Source organism: Burkholderia sp. AU45388 (assembly GCF_030481585.1).
GTDB classification, from domain to species: Bacteria; Pseudomonadota; Gammaproteobacteria; order Burkholderiales; family Burkholderiaceae; genus Burkholderia; species Burkholderia sola.
This window is the reverse complement of the sequence record NZ_JAUJPV010000021.1, coordinates 65,027-82,579: the sequence shown is the minus strand read 5'-3', so window position 1 is coordinate 82,579 and position 17,553 is coordinate 65,027. Positions and strand designations below refer to the sequence as shown.

Below are 17,553 nucleotides of genomic sequence, written 5' to 3'. Positions count from 1 at the left end.
AGCCGAGAAAGCCGATGAGACGCGCCGAGGAGTCCCAGTTGAAGAGCCCCACCCACGATCAGATCGTCCTGCTTAGCCCGTTGACGGGGCCGATCGTCCCGCTGGCCGACGTGCCCGATCCGGTGTTCTCCGGCGGGATGTTCGGCGACGGCATCGGCATCGACCCGCTCGCGGGCCGGCTCGTCGCGCCGTGCGCGGGCGTCGTGTCGCATCTCGCACGCACCGGCCACGCGGTGACGATCACGACGCCGCAAGGCGCGGAAGTGCTGCTGCACATCGGCATCGACACCGTCGAGCTGAACGGGCAGGGCTTCGTCGCGCACGTCGAAGCCGGCGCGCGCGTCGAAGCCGGCGCGCTGTTGATCGAGTTCGATCAGGATGCGGTGGCGCGCCACGCGCATTCGCTCGTGTCGGTGATCGCGATCGCGAATTCCGACGCGTTCGAGGTCGTCGATCGCGCGAGCGGTTTCGCAACGGCCGGCGAGACGCCGTTGCTCGCGCTGCGCGGCAAGGGCGAAGCCGCCGCGCACGCGGCGCAGGCCGGCGCGGCCGCGCACCACGAAGTGCGCCGCGAGATCGTGCTCGCGCAGCCGGGCGGCCTCCATGCGCGGCCGGCCGCACGGGCGCGTGAAGCCGCGCGCGGGTTCGATGCGAGCGTCGACGTGCTGTTCGACGGCCGCAAGGCGTCGATCGCGAGCGTCGTCGGCCTGCTCGGCCTCGGCGCCGGCGAAGGCGCGACGGTCGAACTGGTCGGCCGCGGCGCGCAGGCACAACAGGCCGTCGATGCGGTCGAGCGCGAGCTGCTGCACGAGGCGCACGGCGAAGTGGAAGAAAAGCCGGCGCGGCTGCGGTCGCCCGCACCGCAGACGGTCGCGCGCAATTCCGGCGCGCCGCTGGACCCGAACACGCTCGCCGGCGTGTGCGCCGCGCCCGGCATCGCGGTCGGCACGCTGGTGCGTCTCGACGATGCGGACATCGTGCCGCCCGAACAGGCCGCCGGCACGCCCGCTGCCGAAAGCCGCCGCCTCGACCAGGCGCTGAAGGCGGTCGACGCCGAACTCGGCGAAACGGTGCGCAACGCATCGGCGCGCGGCGCGGTCGGCGAAGCGGGCATCTTCGCAGTGCATCGCGTGCTGCTGGAAGACCCGACGCTCGTCGACGCGGCGCGCGACCTGATCAGCCTCGGCAAGGGCGCGGGCTTCGCGTGGCGCGCGACGATCCGCACGCAGATCGACACGCTGTCGAAGCTCGACGATGCGCTGCTCGCCGAGCGCGCGGCCGACCTGCGCGACATCGAGAAGCGCGTGCTGCGCGCGCTCGGTCACACGAACGGCGCCGCGCGTGCGCTGCCCGACGAGGCCGTGCTCGCGGCCGACGAATTCACGCCGTCCGACCTGTCGTCGCTCGATCGCCAACGCGTGACCGCGCTCGTGATGGCGCGCGGCGGCGCGACGTCGCACGCGGCGATCATCGCGCGGCAACTCGGCATCCCGGCGCTGGTGGCGGTCGGCGATGCGCTGTACGCGATTCCGGACGGCACGCAGGTCGTCGTCGATGCGAGCGCGGGCCGGCTCGAACACGCGCCGACCGCGCTCGACGTCGAGCGCGCGCGGCACGAGCGCCAGCGCCTGGACGGCGTGCGCGAGGCGAACCGGCAACAGGCCGGCGAGGCGGCCGCCACCGTCGACGGTCGCGCGATCGAAGTCGCCGCGAACATCGCGACGCTCGACGACGCGAACACCGCGGTCGACAACGGCGCGGATGCGGTCGGCCTGCTGCGCACCGAACTGATGTTCATCCATCGCCAGGCCGCGCCGACGGCGGTCGAGCACCAGCAGAGCTACCAGTCGATCGTCGACGCGCTGCAGGGCCGCACGGCGATCATCCGCACGCTCGACGTCGGCGCGGACAAGGAAGTCGACTACCTGACGCTGCCGCCCGAACCGAACCCGGCGCTCGGCCTGCGCGGCATCCGGCTCGCACAGGTGCGCCCCGATCTGCTCGACGATCAGCTGCAGGGCCTGCTCGCGGTGAAGCCGTTCGGCGCGGTGCGCATCCTGCTGCCGATGGTGACCGACGCGGGCGAACTCGTGCGGTTGAAAAAGCGCATCGACGAATTCGCGCGCGCGCAGGGCCGCACCGAGCCGATCGAGGTCGGCGTGATGATCGAGGTGCCGTCGGCCGCGCTGCTGGCCGACCAGCTCGCGCAGCACGCGGATTTCCTGTCGATCGGCACCAACGACCTCACGCAATACACGCTCGCGATGGACCGCTGCCAGGCCGATCTCGCCGCGCAGTCCGACGGCCTGCATCCGGCCGTGCTGCGCCTGATCGACATCGCGGTGCGCGGCGCCGCGAAGCACGGCAAGTGGGTCGGCGTATGCGGCGCGCTCGGCGGCGATCCGCTCGCGGTGCCGGTCCTGGTGGGCCTCGGCGTGACCGAACTGTCGGTCGATCCGGTGTCGGTGCCGGGCATCAAGGCGCGTGTGCGCCGTCTCGATTACCAGTTGTGCCGTCAGCGCGCGCAGGATCTGCTCGCGCTCGATTCGGCACAGGCGGTAAGGGCAGCAAGCCGCGAGGTCTGGCCGCTCGACTGAACGTCGGCGGCAGGTTCGCGGCCCGTATTACGACGAAAGCTATCAGCTCAACGACGATCAATGACGAGACAAGGATTGGAGGACTGAATGAACGGGAATCCGTTTCTGAAAATACAGGGCCTGGGCCGGGCACTGATGCTGCCGATCGCGGTACTGCCGGTCGCCGGCATCCTGCTGCGACTCGGCCAGCCGGACGTGTTCAACATCAAGATGATCGCCGACGCCGGCGGCGCGATCTTCGACAACCTGCCGCTGCTGTTCGCGATCGGCGTGGCGGTCGGCTTCGCGAAGGACAACAACGGCGTGGCGGCGCTCGCGGGCGCGATCGGTTACCTGATCGAAACCGCGATCATGAAGGACATCGATCCGAAGCTGAACATGGGCGTGCTGTCCGGGATCATCGCGGGTGTCGTCGCGGGCCTGCTGTACAACCGCTATAAAGACATCAAGCTGCCGGACTACCTCGCGTTCTTCGGCGGCAAGCGGTTCGTGCCGATCATCACGGGGCTCGTCTGCGTGATATTGGGCATCGCGTTCGGGTACGTGTGGCAGCCGATCCAGCATGCGATCGACGCGGCCGGCCAGTGGCTGACGACCGCGGGCGCGATCGGTGCGTTCGTGTTCGGCTTCCTGAACCGCCTGCTGCTCGTCACCGGCCTGCACCACATCATCAACTCGCTCGCGTGGTTCGTGTTCGGCAACTTCACGCCGCCGGCCGGCGGCGAGATCGTGCACGGCGACCTGCACCGCTTCTTCGCGGGCGACCCGACCGCGGGCACCTTCATGGCCGGCTTCTTCCCGATCATGATGTTCGGCCTGCCGGCCGCATGTCTCGCGATGCTGCACGAAGCGCCGAAGGAGCGCCGCGCGATGGTCGGCGGCCTGCTGTTCTCGATGGCGCTGACGTCGTTCCTGACCGGCGTGACCGAACCGATCGAATTCAGCTTCATGTTCCTCGCGCCGGTGCTGTACGTGATCCACGCGGTGCTGACGGGGCTGTCGCTCGCGATCTGCCAGATTCTCGGCGTGAAGCTCGGCTTCACGTTCTCGGCCGGCGCGATCGACTACGTGCTGAACTACGGGCTGTCGACGAAGGGCTGGATCGCGATTCCGCTCGGCATCGCATATGGCGTCGCGTACTACGGCCTGTTCCGCTTCTTCATCCGCAAGTTCAACATGGCCACGCCGGGCCGTGAACCGGCCTCGACCGACGCGGCCGCGGAATCGTCCGCATCGGGTGGTTTCGTCGCACCGGGCGCGGCGGCAACGGCTGCCGCACCGCGTGCGCAACGCTACATCGCCGCGCTCGGCGGGGCGGCCAACCTGTCGGTCGTCGACGCGTGCACGACGCGCCTGCGCCTGAGCGTCGTCGATCCGGAAAAGGTATCGGAGCCGGAACTGAAGTCGATCGGCGCACGCGGCGTGCTCAAGCGCGGCGGCAACAGCGTGCAGGTGATCATCGGGCCGGAGGCCGACATCATCGCCGACGAGATGCGTGCCGCGATCGGCAGCGGCGCGACCGGGGCGGCGGCAACGGCGCCGGCCGGCGCCGCACAGCCCGTCACGGGCGCGGCCGCCGGCCCGCTCGATCCGGAACCGACTCGCTGGCTCGCGGTGTTCGGCGGCGCGACCAACGTCGCGTCGCTCGATGCGGTGGCTACCACGCGCCTGCGCGTGGTCGTACGCGATCCGTCGGCGGTCGATCGCGAGCGTCTCGGCACGCTCGACGTCGCATGGGTGTCGCTCGACACCTTCCACATCGTCTGCGGCAACGCGGCGGCACGCTATGCCGAACAGCTCGGCGCGCGCCTGCCGCCGTCGGGCGGCGGGGCGGCCGCACAACCGGCGTGACGCGGTGAAGCCGGCCTGATCGATCCGCGCGGCGGATCCGGGCCGGCGGTCAACAGAAAACGGCTTGCGACCGGTGCGTCGCAAGCCGTTTTTGCTTGGGTGCGGACGATTCCCGATGAGCGACAGGCGCTGCGTTGATCCACCTCGCCGGTCGCCGGGCTGCCCGGCCGATCAGCCGTTCACGGATTCGTCAGCGTGAAGGTCGGCTTCCGGTAGCCGACGCCGGCGCGCTCGAGCTTCGGCAATTCGCGTTGCGTGAGCAGCGTCGCGAAGCCGGCCCAGTCGCGCTGCAGCGCGGCGACGTCGACGTGGTGCGTGTCGCCGCGCTTGAAGCGCACGCCGGCCGCATACGGCAGCTCCCAGTCGGCCCGGTGCCACGCGCGCTCGGCGAGCGCGAGCAGCCGCGGGTAGGTCATGTATTCGAGGAAGGTGTCGTTGCGCATCACCTCGCCCCACGCCTGCCCCTGCATGCCTTCGATGCGCGGCGCGGGGCCCGTGCCCGTCACCTCGAACGCGTTGCCGTCGCGGTCGCCCATCACTTCGGCGTTCTGCGGCAGGTTCTCCGGCGCGAGCGAGAACACCTTGTACTCGTCGGTCGCGTGCGAGCCCCAGTAGTAGCCGCGCTCGCGCGGATTGAGCGTGTACGGGAAGTCGAAGTACAGGTAGTCGGGCAGCGCGAGCACGGTCAGGTAGCCCTTGTTGCTCAGGTCGCGCGCGCTGTCCGACGCACCCCAGAAGATCGTGTCCCACAGCGACACCATCACGTGGCGCGTGCTGAAATCCTGCGGCCCGTTCGCATGCTTGATGCCGTCCTGCCACGCGGCCATCGTGCCGATCCCGTTCGCGTTGACGGCCGCGCTCACCAGTTTCGCGAAACGCGTCGGCAGCTCGTCGATCGACTTGATCTCGCCGCGCTGGAGCAGCGCGGTGCACGCGGGCGAACGCGCCCACGGCTTGTCCTGCGCGGCCAGGTCGATGCGCCCCTTGTTCGGGTCGGTGCCGTTCAGCGGCTGGAAGCCGCCGCCGAGGAAGATGTTCTTCGCCTCGTCGCCGCCGTAGTGCCAAGTCTGCAGCGGCGCCTGTGCGTCCGCGTGCATCGCCGCGATTTCGCGGATCACCTTCGACGCGAAGTTGAGCGCGCCCGGCACGCACGGGTTCAGGTCGCTGCGCCGGTCGTAGAACTGCACCGTCGTCAGGTTCGTCGTGTCCTGCGGGTCGAGCAGCCGATACGCGTTCGCCTCCTGCTCGCGGCCGGCCGCGTGCAGCCGTCGGTAGCGCGCCTCCATCGTCACGACGGCCGCGCGGGCGTGCGCGGGCATGTCGATCTCGGGGATGACCTGCACGAAGCGCGTGGCCGCGTAGCGTACGAGCGCCACGTAGTCGTCGCGCGTCAGGTAGCCGCCGCCCGAGCGGTTGTCGGGGCCGGAGCCGAGCTGCGGCAGCAGGCAGCGCGTCTCGCTCGGGTCGTGACAGCGGCGCGAGCCGATCTCGGTCAGCTCGGGCAGGCCGGGAATCTCGATGCGCCAGCCTTCGTCGTCGGACAGATGCAGGTGCAGGCGGTTGAGCTTGTACGCGCTCATCTGGTCGATCAGGCGGCGCAGCGTCGCCGGCTGCTTGAAGTTGCGCGCGAGGTCGACGTGCATCCCGCGATGCGTGAAGCGCGGCGCATCCTCGACGAGCATCGCCGGGATCGGGCCGCCGCCGGCCGGCGCGAGCGAGTAGAGCGTCTGCACGCCGTAGTAGAGGCCCGCGCGATCGTAGCCCTCGATCAGCACGCCGCGCGGCCCGATCGCGAGCCGGTAGCCGCCCGGTGTCGCGAGGTCGGCCGGCAGCCGGCGCGGTGCGACGAAGCCTCGCACCGGCACGCGTGCGCCGTCGAGCCCGAGCGTCGTCGCGCGCTCGCGCAGCGCCGCGACTTGCGCGTCAGGCAGGTCCGGCAGCGCGAGTTCGACGCCGCGCAGCTCGAGCGTGCCGGGCAGCGGCAGTTCGCGCTTCACGCTCGGCAGCGCGCGGCCCGGATCGGGCCGTGCGGCCACCGGCGGCGCGTTGCCGGTCGAGTTGTTCTGCGCGTCGGCCGGCAGCGATTCGACGTAGCGCAGCTCGTTGTCGGTATCGTTGTAGCGCAGCACGGCCGGCGGCGCGCCGTCGACGACGACATACGGGCGCGGAATCACGTCGCTGTAGCGCAGCAGCCAGTATTCGGCGACGAACGGCAGCTCGATGCGCTCGCCGGGCGCGAGCCGCACCGAGCCCGGCTGCGGCGTCAGTTCGTACAGGTCGCCGGTGAGCCGCCGCAGCGCGAAGCCGGGCCGGTCGATCCGCAACAGGCGGCGAATGCTGTGCAGGTAGAGCTTCCAGCCGCCGTCGGCGATCGGCTGGTGGCCGCGGTTCTGCAGGATCAGGCGGCCCGTCGCGCAGGCCGCGCCGTCCGCGCCGAGATCGGCGCACGGCACGCCGGCCGCGGCCGCGTGGTTGTTGTCGACGGCGACGCGCAGCGCGAGGCCGTTCGACAGCTGCGTCGCGAGGCTGGCCGCTTGGGCGGCGGTCGATTGTGCGGTGCCGGCGGTCGCGCCAGCGGCGGCCGACGCCGGTACCGCCGAGATCGCGGCGGGCGACAGCACCGCGATCAGCAGACCGGCAAGGAGGGAGGGCAAGGTACGCTTCAATTCGAACTCCTGAGAAAAAGAGGGCGTGGCGGCGTCGTGACGCGACGTCGCTGCGATCGGGTCTTTCAGTGGAGCTGCGGGAGACACCCGCGCGCGGGGCGATGCGGCTGCACCGCGCGCATTCGGCACGCGTGCGCGTGCGTTACGGAACGGGCGGCGGGCACGCGTGCCGATCGGATCGGCGCGGCGGCGTGCGCGGATTCATCGGCGGCCCACGGCGTTCGCCGCGGCGACGAGTCGGCCGCGGCGGGCGGCGCTCGGCTGGCCGCGCACGCGCGCGACGACGGTGCGCGTCGCGGCACGTGGACGTCGATACGGCGCGCAGGCGCACGCCACATACGGGCTTCGCATGTCTCCCCCACCCAGAAGGAATCGGCCTGTCAGCGGCCGTGTCCAACGATCTTATGAAACCTTTGATTGGTATTCAAGTGGTACCAATCTGGCGCTAAATTGGCATCGATGTACGCGGCCTGCCAGCGCGGCCAGCACGAAAAAAACCTCGCGCGAAGCGAGGTTCTTTCCTTCCGGACGGCGACGGCAGCGGCGCGCGGATCGAGCGGCCGCGTGCGTCACCCGTCGGTGCGTCAGTCGCGCCGTGTCCGTCCGGACGCTTCCTGCGTCTTCTGCCGCGCTTCGAGCCACATCGCGTTGACGATGCCGAACGACAGCGCGACGCCGATACCGAGAATCCAGCTGAAATACCACATGATCCGACTCCTTGCGAAACGGTAGGCGAGGGCGCCCACGCGCCCCGGCCCGGTTCAATGCATCAATACATCGAGTGCTTGTTCTCTTCGAGCGTCTGGTGCGTGACCTTGCCGCGCATCACGCGGTACACCCAGCCCGTGTAGATCAGCACGATCGGCAGGAACACGATCACCGCGAACAGCATCACCTGCAGCGTCATGTGGCTCGACGTCGAATCCCATACGGTCAGGCTGCTGCGCGGGTCGAGCGACGACGGCATGATGAACGGGAACATCGAGAAGCCCGCGGTCAGGATCACCCCGGCGATCATCAGGCCGGTGCAGAAGAACGCCGTCTTTTCCTGCTTCGAGCCGGCGAGCAGCAGCGCGAGCACGCCGCCCGCGATCCCGACGACGGGCGCGGCGATCATCCACGGATAGTCGCCGTAGTTCGCGAGCCACAGGCCCGCACCGGCGGCGACGTCCTTGAGCAGCGGGTTCGCGACGGTGTCGGTCGGCGCGGCGTGCGTGATGTGGAAGCCGCCGATATACGAGGCCACCAGCACGCCGGCCAGCACGAACAGCACGACCGCGAGGAACGACGCGACACGCAGCGCGATCGACGCACGGCGGGCGATCACGCCGTCGGTCTTCATCTTGATGAACGCGGCGCCGTGCGCGACGAGCATCGTGAGGCTGACGAGCCCGCACAGCAGCGCGAACGGGTTCAGCAGCGCCCAGAAGCCGCCGTAGTAGGTCACGCGCAGGTCGCTGTCGAACTTGAACGGCACGCCCTGCAGCAGGTTGCCGAACGCGACGCCGAACACCAGCGCCGGCACGAAGCCGCCGGCGAACAGGCCCCAGTCCCAGCCCGCACGCCAGCGCGGGTCCGGCCGCTTGCTGCGGTAGTCGAAGCCCACCGGCCGGAAGAACAGCGCGAACAGCACGAGCAGCATCGCGAAGTAGAAGCCGGAGAACGACGCCGCGTAGACGAGCGGCCAGGCCGCGAACATCGCGCCGCCGGCCGTGATCAGCCACACCTGGTTGCCTTCCCACGTCGCGCCGACCGTGTTGACGATGATGCGGCGCTCCTCGTCCGTCTTGCCGAGGAACGGCAGCAGCGCGGTCGCGCCCATGTCGAAGCCGTCGGTGACGGCGAAGCCGATCAGCAGCACGCCGACGAGCACCCACCAGATCAGCTTGAGAGTTGCATAGTCCATAGCGATTCCTTGTTCCGTTGCGAGGGCGTGCTCAAACCGCGGCCCGCTCGCCGGTAGCGACGAGTTCGTGGTGATAGCGGCCGGTATGCAGCGACGACGGGCCGAGCCGCGCATACTTGAACATCAGCTTGATCTCGATGACGAACAGCGCGGTGTAGAACAGGATGAAGCCGGCGAGACTCAGGTACAGGTCGCTCGGCTGCAGGCTCGACGCGGACAGGTGCGTCGGCAGCACGCCGGCGATCGTCCACGGCTGGCGGCCGAGTTCGGCGACGATCCAGCCGAATTCGATCGCGATCCACGGCAGCGGGATCGCCCACACCGCGTAGCGCAGGAACCAGCGGCGGTTGTCCTGCAGCAGTTGCCGCCGCGCGCAGAACCAGAACGCGGCAACGAACGTCGCGACGAACAGGAAGCCGAGGGCCACCATGATCCGGAACGAGAAGAACACCGGTGCGACGGGCGGAATCGTCTTCTTCGCGGCGGCCTTGATCTGCTCGGGCGTCGCGTCGGTCACGTTCGGCGTGAACTGCTTGAGCATCAGCCCGTAGCCGAGATACTGCTTGTGCTGATCGAACAGCGCGCGGGTCGCGTCGCTCGTGTCGCCCTGCTTGAGCTTCTGCAGCGCGCCGTACGCGATCATCCCGCTCTGGATGTGCTCCTCGCTGCGCTTCGCGAGGTCGCGCAGGCCGACCACCGGTTCGTCGATCGAGCGCGTCGCGATCAGGCCGAGCGCGTACGGGATCTTGATCGCATAGTCGGTGCGCTGTTCCGCCTGGTTCGGGATGCCGATCAGCGTGAACGACGCGGGCGCCGGCTGCGTTTCCCATTCGGATTCGATCGCGGCGAGCTTCATCTTCTGCACTTCGCCGGTCGTATAGCCCGATTCGTCGCCGAGCACGATCACGCACAGCGTCGCCGCGAGGCCGAAGCCGGCCGCGACCGCGAACGAGCGCAGCGCGAAATCGACGTCGCGCTTCTTCAGCAGATACCACGACGACACGCCGAGCACGAACATCGCCGCCGACACGTAGCCGGCCGACACCGTGTGCACGAACTTCACCTGCGCGACCGGGTTGAACAGCACGTCGAACAGGCTCGTCATCTCCATGCGCATCGTCTGGTAGTTGAACTCGGCGCCGACCGGGTTGTTCATCCAGCCGTTCGCGACGAGGATCCACAGCGCGGACAGGTTCGAGCCCAGCGCGACGAGGAACGTGACGATCAGGTGCTTGACCTTCGACAGGCGGTTCCAGCCGAAGAAGAACAGGCCGACGAACGTCGATTCGAGGAAGAACGCCATCAGGCCTTCGACCGCGAGCGGCACGCCGAAGATGTCGCCGACGTAGTGCGAGTAGTACGACCAGTTCGTGCCGAACTGGAATTCGAGCGTGATGCCGGTCGTCACGCCCATCGCGAAGTTGATGCCGAACAGCTTGCCCCAGAACTGGGTCATGTCCTTGTAGACCTGTTTGCCGGTCATCACGTAGACGGCTTCCATGATGACGAGCAGCCAGGACAGGCCGAGCGTCAACGGCACGAACAGGAAATGGTAGAGCGCCGTGATGCCGAACTGTAGGCGCGACAGATCGACGACTTCACTACTTATCATGATGGTCTCCCTCGGTAGATGCAGGCGCCGGCACCGAGAGCAGCTTCTCGGCCACGGCGGCAGGCGGCAACGACATGTGCTCGGCCTGCGGATGATTGAAGAATGCGTATTTGAGCGACATCAGGAGGATCAGCTTGACGATCAGCACCAGGGTGATGTCGCGGGCGAGGGTGGGGCCGCGTGCCCATGCGGCGATGCGCGCACGCCAGCCGATCGTGCCGGCCGGCCGCGAGGGCGGCGCAGGCTCTTTATTGATCGAGATCAAGGCGATTATCCTGAAACGATTTACGTCGGATTGGGGGCGACTTTACGTCGGATTTATGACGGCCGTGAAGCTGTTTTAATCCTTTTGCGCCTGACATGCCAATTTTAAAAGGACTGCTTTCCGATGCCGAGTGCTGCGATGCGGCAGACCGTCGCGAAACAGGGGGTAAAAATTGAGGTGGATCAAGCTTATGCGGAAGGGCGTCGCAAATAGCGTAATGCCCGATGAATCCGTTCAATTATCGGGTGAGAAACGGAGCGTGAAACGCGCTGAAAAGCGAGTGAAAAGCAGCAGAAAAAAGGACGAAAAAAAACCGCTGCCGGTCGGGCAGCGGTTTTCGATGAGGCGCTCTCAATCGGCGGGATTCAGGCGTATTCGGCGAGGGCGGTGCGCATCTTTTTCATTGCGCTCGCCTCGATCTGGCGGATGCGTTCCGCCGACACGCCGAATTCGGCAGCGAGATCGTGCAGCGTCGAGCCGCCCGAGCCGTCGTCGTCGACCTGCAGCCAGCGTGCCTCGATGATGCGGCGGCTGCGTGCGTCGAGCGCGTCGAGCGCCTGCGCGATGCCGTCCGTCTGCAGCATGTCGCGCTGACGCGCGGCGAGCACGGCGGTCGGCTCGTTGTGCGAGTCGGCCAAGTAGGCGATCGGCGCGTACGACTCCTCGCCGTCTTCCACTTGGCCCTCGAGCGCGACGTCGCCGCCCGACAGGCGCGTTTCCATCTCGGTGACTTCCTCGCGCTTGACGTTGAGCTCCTGCGCGAGGCCGTCGATTTCCTCGGGCGTCATCGCCTGCATGCTCTTCTTGTGGCTGCGCAGGTTGAAGAACAGCTTGCGCTGCGCCTTCGTCGTCGCGACCTTCACCATGCGCCAGTTGCGCAGGATGTACTCGTGGATCTCGGCCTTGATCCAGTGAATCGCATACGACACCAGGCGCACGTTTTGCGACGGGTCGAAACGCTTCACCGCTTTCATCAGGCCGATGTTGCCTTCCTGGATCAGGTCGCCGTGCGGCAGGCCGTAGCCGAGATAGTTGCGCGCGATCGACACGACGAGACGCAGGTGCGACAGCACCAGGCGGCGCGCGGAGTCGAGGTCGTTGTTTTCGCGGAATTCGGTTGCATACCGGCGTTCCTCCTCGGCGGTCAGCAGCGGAATGCGGTTGACGGCCTGGATGTACGCGTCGATGTTGCCGAGCTGGCCGGGCAACATCGATTGGGCTGCGAGCGCCAGCGAGCCTGCCGATTCGGCCTTGGCCGGCGCCGGGCTCAGGGTGTTCGGGAGGGTCAGGGCGTTGCTCACTAAAAACTCCTTTGGAATCAGGGACAAACCCCGGTCTCGAATGAGATTCCGTGGGTCATCTTAGCACTCCCGCAATACGAGTGCTAATTCCTTAGAGCACGCGGGGGCATCGGAGTTCCCTGTTTTTCTATCGGATGAGTCGAGTCGATAGCCTATTCTGCGACAGGGGCTCCGCCACGAAGTTCCGTAAGCCGTTGTTTCTGTTAGGAATCGGTAGACGATTTCGATTTTTGTCGTTTTGGAAGCAAGCCATTTCGCTTCGTGATGCCGATTCGAAAAGTCCTTTACCATACCATTCAGTTCGCTCGGGCCCGGCCGTTGCCGCAGGCTCCATTCAACCCACAAAGTTGGAGTGTCAGATGAACAATAAGAAGAATCGCCGGCCCCGCAGCCGGCTGGTGCTGCATGCGATGCTGGCGGCGTCTCTTCTGGGCGGATCGGGTGCGGCTTTCGCGGATCGATGGGGGATCCAGGCCGGCGGCGGCTTTTCGGATCGCCGCGGGATCGACAAGGCCGATATCGGCGTGGTGTGGGATCCCGGCTGGAACTGGTGGGAAGTCGGCGGCTGGCACTTCACGTTCGTCGTCGAAGGGCACGCCGGCTACTGGCATACGGGCGGCAACGTTCACGGCAACATCGGCGAGTTCGGCGTCACGCCGATGTTCCGCTTCATCAAGAGCAGCGGGCAGATTCGCCCGTTCATCGAGGCTGGCGGCGGCGTTCGCCTGCTGACGCACCCGACGATCTCGGACAATTTCTCGCTGTCCACCGCATTCCAGTTCGCGCCGACGGGCGGCGTGGGCGTGCAGTTCGGCCAACGGCAACAGTATCAGGTCGGCTACCGTTTCGAACATGTGTCTAACGCGGGTATCAAAGAGCCGAATCCTGGTATAAATTTCCACCAGTTCTACGTGCAGTACAACTTCTGATCCGTACGCCCGGGCAACGCGGGCGCGTTGCCGAGGAGTCAGGCGATGACGAAGGTGGTCGATGCGATCCGCGCGCTCGAGCGCGATCGGTTCCGGGCGATGGTGGACGGCGACGGCGAGGCGCTCGACGCGCTGTTGTCGGACAAGGTGTTTTTCGTTCACACCAACGGCAAACGCGAAACCAAGCAGCAGTTCATCGACGCCATCGTCGCCGGCCGCCGCCGCTATCGCCAGATCGAAATCCAGTCGCAGGACGTGCTGCCGGTCGGCGACGCCACTTGCGTCGTCACCGGGCGCGCGTTGATCGAGATGGAAACGAACAACGGCGGCCTCGTCTTTCCGATTGCCTATACGTCCGTCCACACGCACGACCAGGGCCGCTGGTGCCTGTTCGCGTGGCAGGCGACGCGGTGCGCGACCGAAACATGAGCGCGGGTGGCGCCCCTTTTCATGCATCGACCGAAGCGGCCTTCCGAGCCGCTTTTTGCTGCCTCGTGCGGCGCGGATCGCGCGGCGCACGGGCGGTCACGCACCGCTCGCTGACGTTCAACCGTGCCTCGAAAGCCGGCGCTCAGGCCGCCGCGCGGTGGTCCGCGCAGTGCCATGCCGAGCGGTTGATCGCGCTCGCGACCGCATCGAGCGCCGCGACCGCCGCGTCGGCATGCACGCCGACGCCGTGCCGCAGCGGCGCGTTGCCGACCCGGCAGCCGACCGATACCGCGATCCGGCCGTCCACGGCGCGCGTGTGTTCGCACGACGCGACGTCGATCGCGGCGCCGGCGGCCGCCGCGAAAGCCGCGGCGAAATGTCGCGCGGCGTCGTCGGGCGTTGCATCGGCGGCGGGCGCCCCCGCGATCTCGCGGTTTTGCCAGCGCGCGCCGCTGCCGTGGCGCGCGGCCGGGCCGTCGGTCCCGAGGAATTCGCGCGCGAACAGCGCGCAGATCGCGTCGCCCGTCACTTCCTCGCCCGAGGCGTCGGCGAGCGTCTGCACCGCATGGCTGAACTCGATCTGGACGCGGCGCGTCGGCGTGAAGCCCATCCCGCGCTCGAGCAGGAACGTCGCGCCGCCCTTGCCGGACTGGCTGTTCACGCGGATCACCGCGTCGTAGCTGCGGCCGAGGTCGGCCGGGTCGATCGGCAGGTACGGCACTTCCCACACCGCGTCGGGGCGCTGCTGCGCGAAGCCCTTGCGGATCGCATCCTGGTGCGAGCCCGAGAACGCGGTGAACACGAGGTCGCCCGCGTACGGGTGGCGCGGATGCACGGGAATCTGGTTGCAGCGCTCGACGACGCGGCGCACCGCGTCGATGTCGGAGAAATCGAGGCCCGGGTCGATGCCTTGCGTGTAGAGGTTCAACGCGAGCGTGACGAGATCGACGTTGCCGGTGCGCTCGCCGTTGCCGAACAGGCAGCCTTCGATGCGATCGGCGCCCGCGAGCAGCGCGAGTTCGGCCGCCGCGACCGCGGTGCCGCGATCGTTGTGCGGATGCACGGACAGCACGATGCTGTCGCGGTACGCGAGGTTGCGGTCCATCCATTCGATCTGGTCGGCGAACACGTTCGGGGTCGCGGCCTCGACGGTGGCCGGCAGGTTGACGATCATCTTGTGGTCGCGGGTCGGGCGCCAGGTCTGCGCGACCGCGTCGCAGATCTCGCGCGCGAACGTCAGCTCGGTCATGCTGAAGGTTTCCGGCGAGTACTGGAAGGTCCAGTGCGTATCGGGGCGCGCGGCGGCGTGTGCCTTGATGATGCGCGTGCCGTCGATCGCGAGCGCCTTCACGTCGTCCTTCGACATCCCGAACACGATGCGGCGGAACGACGGGCAGACCGCGTTGTACAGGTGCACGATCGCGCGCGGCACGCCTTCGAGCGCATCGAACGTGCGCGCGATCAGGTCTTCACGCGACTGCACGAGCACTTCGATCGTCACGTCGTCGGGAATCCGCTTGTCGTCGATCAGCTTGCGGACGAAATCGAAGTCGGTTTGCGACGCCGACGGAAAACCGACTTCGATCTCCTTGAACCCGATGGCGACCAGCATTTCGAAGAACTCGAGCTTCTGCTCGATGCTCATCGGCTCGATCAGCGACTGGTTGCCGTCGCGCAGGTCGGTGCTCATCCACACGGGCGCACGCTTGATGGTGCGGGCGGGCCAGCGGCGGCCATTGAGGCGGACGGGCTCGAACGGACGGTACTTGTCTTGCGGATTGCGCATCATCTTCTGGACCTCGGGTCTCAAGTCGCGAGCGAAGACGGGCGGCACGGGCGCCGGTGGGCGCTGCCTCGCATCCGGCGCGCAATGGCGCCGCGGATGCGGATGATCTTCGCGAATCGGCCGACGGATGGACGGACGAATGCTGGCGACTTCGGGTTGTAAAAACTGCGAGAGGGGTACGGCGAGGAACTGCTGGGAGGACCGTGCGAACAGCACACGGCGCTACGACAGCCTTAGGCTAGTCGTAGCGATAGCGGCCGCGCTAGGCGGCCGGAGGTAATTCGGAGGGTGTTCGGAAAGGAACGCATGGCGACCACTCTATGCCAGGATGCGCTCGCGTGTCAAATGTCGGGATAAAGGGGCAGGTCGGCGCCGAGCCGTCAGCGCGCGACGCGGGCGATCTGTACGATCGTCGCGACCTGTCGCGCCACCGTGTCGGGCACCGGCACCTCGCCGCGCAGCACCGCGTCCGTCCACGCGGCCGTGGTCGCCGCGTCGCGCGACTCGGGCAGCGCGACGGGCGGCGCGTCGGTCGACGAACGCTCGGCGTCGATCAGCGTGTCGCACACGCCGTCGTGCAGCCAGTCGACCTGCACCTGGCGCCGCGTGTCGGCCACCGCCTCGCCTTCGGTGCCGCGCGCGAGCAGCGCGCCGCCGAGCGCGGCGTCCGGATGATCGCGGAACAGCTGCGCGAGGCTGTCGCGGTACGGCGGGTGCGTGTAGTTGACGAGCCGCAGCCCGGCCGGCGCGAACGGCTGCAGGATCTTCACGAGCGTATGCGTCGAGTTGCGCACGCCGAGCGCGCCGCGCAGCGACAGCAGGTGCGCGATGCGCGGCGCCAGCACGTCGATCGGCGCGAACGCGACGCGGCGCTCGGCGAGCGTGTCCTCGATCGCATCGTGCGACGTCGACGGCGCGAGCGACAGCGCCGAGAAGATCTCGGCGCTCGTCACGCGGCCGGGATCGCGCTCCACCCCGTGCACCAGCACCGGCACGCCTTCGCGCGCGAGCAGCAGCGCGAGCAGCGGCACGAGGTTCGGCTGCTTGCGCGCGCCGTTGTAGCTCGGGATCGACACCGGGCGGAACGCGGCGTCCTGTACGTGCACGGGCTCGAACGACGCCTGCGCGGCGGCGAGCATCGCGGCCAGTTCGTCGGCGGATTCGCCTTTCAGCCGGTAGGCGATCAGGATCGCGCCGAGTTCGACGTCCGACACGCGCGCATCGAGCATCGCGCGATAGAGCGCGAACGTGTCCTCGGCGGACAGGGCGCGCGCGCCGTTCGGGCCGCGGCCGATTTCCTTGATGAAGCGGGCGCAGGGGAACGGAGCGGCGGCGGGATCGTGGGAAGCGGTCATCGGAGCGTGGGGCGGGCGGCCGGCATCGGGCCGCGCGGTGAGCGGTGAGGGATGCCCCGAGTATCGCACGGGCGCGGCCGCGCATCGTGCCGCGCTACACTCTGGTTCCCGGCGGCGCGCGCGCCGCCGCGCCGCGCCGATGTCGCCGCCGGCCGAATACGACCAAAAGAGAGACATCCCATGAAGCTCTACAGCTATTTCCGCAGTTCCGCGTCGTACCGCGTGCGGATCGCCCTGAACCTCAAGCAGTTGCCGTTCGACTATGCGCCCGTGCACATGCTGCGCGACGGCGGCGAGCAACTGAAGGACGCGTACCGCGCGCTGAATCCGGACGGGGTCGTGCCGACGCTGGTCGATGGCGACGCGACGCTGCAGCAGTCGCTCGCGATCATCGAATATCTCGACGAAATTCATCCCGAGCCCGCGTTGCTGCCGAATCGGCCGGTCGATCGCGCGTACGTGCGATCGGTCGCGCTGCAGATCGCGTGCGAAATCCACCCGCTCAACAATCTGCGCGTGCTCAAGTACCTGAAGCACACGCTGAAGGTGTCCGAGGATGCCAAGAACGCGTGGTACCGGCACTGGATCGAGGCGGGCTTCGACACGCTGGAGACGCGTCTCGCGAACGATCCGCGCACCGGCAAGCTGTGCTTCGGCGACACGCCGACGCTCGCCGACGTGTGCCTCGTGCCGCAGGTGTTCAACGCGAACCGCTTTTCGATCGACACGACGCGTTTCCCGACGATCCAGCGGATCGCCGATCATGCGGCGACGCTTGATGCGTTCAAGGCCGCCGAGCCGGGCGTGCAGCCGGACGCGGAATGAGCGCGGAAGGCGCACCGCGACCCGTGGCGGG

General features: G+C 68.0%; 13 protein-coding genes. 5 read left to right on the top strand and 8 right to left on the bottom strand.

Annotation, left to right across the window (positions count from 1 at the left end):
* Positions 1-14: 14 nt before the first annotated feature.
* Both ptsP and nagE read left to right on the top strand, forming a co-directional pair.
* Positions 15-2,597, top strand: coding sequence for a phosphoenolpyruvate--protein phosphotransferase (gene ptsP, locus QZM72_RS27120; RefSeq protein ID WP_301739654.1), 2,583 nt, complete (start codon positions 15-17; stop codon positions 2,595-2,597).
* An 87-nt stretch (positions 2,598-2,684) separates the two neighbouring features.
* Complete coding sequence (nagE, locus tag QZM72_RS27115) at positions 2,685-4,448, top strand: N-acetylglucosamine-specific PTS transporter subunit IIBC (RefSeq protein WP_089468505.1); 1,764 nt, start codon at positions 2,685-2,687, stop codon at positions 4,446-4,448.
* A gap of 179 nt (positions 4,449-4,627) precedes the next feature.
* Here the strand turns inward: nagE and QZM72_RS27110 are convergent, their stop codons facing one another.
* The 6 genes from QZM72_RS27110 to rpoH form a co-directional block, all read right to left on the bottom strand.
* Positions 4,628-7,114 carry a family 20 glycosylhydrolase gene (locus QZM72_RS27110; RefSeq protein WP_089468504.1) on the bottom strand — a complete coding sequence of 829 codons (2,487 nt, stop codon included), beginning with the start codon at positions 7,112-7,114 and terminating at the stop codon, positions 4,628-4,630.
* 584 nt (positions 7,115-7,698) lie between these two features.
* A complete protein-coding gene (gene cydX, locus QZM72_RS27105; RefSeq protein ID WP_089468502.1) occupies positions 7,699-7,821 on the bottom strand; it encodes a cytochrome bd-I oxidase subunit CydX in 123 nt (40 codons plus the stop codon).
* A 62-nt stretch (positions 7,822-7,883) separates the two neighbouring features.
* Positions 7,884-9,020 (bottom strand): cytochrome d ubiquinol oxidase subunit II, encoded by a 1,137-nt coding sequence (gene cydB, locus QZM72_RS27100; protein WP_050014841.1) that lies wholly within the window; start codon positions 9,018-9,020, stop codon positions 7,884-7,886.
* 31 nt (positions 9,021-9,051) lie between these two features.
* The gene (locus QZM72_RS27095; RefSeq protein ID WP_089468500.1) at positions 9,052-10,632 is read right to left on the bottom strand and encodes a cytochrome ubiquinol oxidase subunit I; all 1,581 of its coding nucleotides are present in this window, start codon (positions 10,630-10,632) and stop codon (positions 9,052-9,054) included.
* The gene (cydP, locus tag QZM72_RS27090) at positions 10,622-10,903 is read right to left on the bottom strand and encodes a cytochrome oxidase putative small subunit CydP (RefSeq protein WP_027806881.1); all 282 of its coding nucleotides are present in this window, start codon (positions 10,901-10,903) and stop codon (positions 10,622-10,624) included. Before cydP ends, QZM72_RS27095 begins: the two co-directional genes overlap by 11 nt.
* Before the next feature lie 359 nt (positions 10,904-11,262).
* A complete protein-coding gene (gene rpoH / locus QZM72_RS27085; RefSeq protein ID WP_301739653.1) occupies positions 11,263-12,198 on the bottom strand; it encodes an RNA polymerase sigma factor RpoH in 936 nt (311 codons plus the stop codon).
* Between the two features lie 359 nt (positions 12,199-12,557).
* On the opposite strand from rpoH, the gene pagL reads away from it, so the two are divergent.
* Together pagL and QZM72_RS27075 are read left to right on the top strand one after the other, a co-directional pair.
* Entirely contained in the window at positions 12,558-13,127 is a 570-nt protein-coding gene (pagL, locus tag QZM72_RS27080; RefSeq protein ID WP_089468497.1) for a lipid A 3-O-deacylase PagL, read from the top strand.
* 45 nt (positions 13,128-13,172) lie between these two features.
* Positions 13,173-13,556 carry a nuclear transport factor 2 family protein gene (locus QZM72_RS27075; RefSeq protein ID WP_089468496.1) on the top strand — a complete coding sequence of 128 codons (384 nt, stop codon included), beginning with the start codon at positions 13,173-13,175 and terminating at the stop codon, positions 13,554-13,556.
* A gap of 142 nt (positions 13,557-13,698) precedes the next feature.
* Here QZM72_RS27075 and leuA read toward each other — a convergent pair whose 3' ends face one another.
* The gene (leuA, locus tag QZM72_RS27070; protein ID WP_301739652.1) at positions 13,699-15,345 is read right to left on the bottom strand and encodes a 2-isopropylmalate synthase; all 1,647 of its coding nucleotides are present in this window, start codon (positions 15,343-15,345) and stop codon (positions 13,699-13,701) included.
* 377 nt (positions 15,346-15,722) lie between these two features.
* On the bottom strand, positions 15,723-16,697 hold the full coding sequence (gene ybiB, locus QZM72_RS27065) for a DNA-binding protein YbiB (protein WP_089468494.1): 975 nt from the start codon (positions 16,695-16,697) through the stop codon (positions 15,723-15,725).
* 180 nt (positions 16,698-16,877) lie between these two features.
* On the opposite strand from ybiB, the gene maiA reads away from it, so the two are divergent.
* Complete coding sequence (gene maiA / locus QZM72_RS27060) at positions 16,878-17,522, top strand: maleylacetoacetate isomerase (RefSeq protein WP_089468493.1); 645 nt, start codon at positions 16,878-16,880, stop codon at positions 17,520-17,522.
* The last annotated feature ends 31 nt before the right edge of the window (positions 17,523-17,553 follow it).